Raw genomic sequence first — 814 nt, forward strand, 5'->3', positions numbered from 1 at the left:
CACGCCCGCCCACCGACGCCACCACCGCACACCGCACCGCCCCCTCGTGCCGGCCGAGCTCGCACACCTCCTCCCCCGCCTCCAGGTCCCAGACCCGCACCGCACCGTCCTCGCCCCCGGTCACCGCGTGCGCACGCCCGCCCACCGACGCCACCGCCACACACCACAACGGATCGCCCCGGTCCAGGAGCGGTTCGCCGAGCTGCCGGTTCGACCGCAGGTCCCACAGCACCAACAACCCCGCGCCGGACAGCCACGGCCGCCGGTAACCGCACAGGACCGCGACCGGACGCTCGCGCACGGTGGCGCCGGCGACGGAGACGAACAACGACCCGGACACGTTCGCGCTCTCCTTGACCGAGCGGGGCCCCGGCAGCTCCCACACGTTGAGCCGCGACGACCAGCCGCCCGCCTCGTCGAACCAGTGGAGGGCGAGAACGGTGGAGTCCCGGACGGCACAGGTCATCCGGCTCCGGCCCTGGTCGACACCGCGAGGGGGCGTTCCCCGTCCGATCGCCCTGCGTTCCCGGAGGTCCCAGACCCCCACGTCGCCGTCCCGGGAAGCGGTGACGAGGTGTGGCCGGCCGCCCAGGGTCACCGGCACGAGGCCGGTGACGGTGGAGGTCCGCTCGACCGTCACGGTCCCCACCGTCATGTCCGCCATGACGTCCTCCCGCACCGTGTGCTCGGGTACGCGTCCCACTCGGTACGCCCGCCACGAGCCGCCCCGGCCGAGAGCCGTGGCCAGTTCCCCTTCGTCCCGGCGGGCCGCGGCGACGGTGAGGATCTGGCGGCGCTGCGCGGGAGTCCGGCC

1 pseudogene is annotated in these 814 nt (G+C 74.9%); it reads right to left on the reverse strand.

Annotated elements, in window-relative coordinates:
- Positions 1-814: pseudogene (locus B7767_RS37165) on the reverse strand (hypothetical protein); the annotation flags it as partial.

This window comes from Streptomyces sp. 13-12-16, assembly GCF_002114215.1.
Classification (GTDB): Bacteria; Actinomycetota; Actinomycetes; order Streptomycetales; family Streptomycetaceae; genus Streptomyces.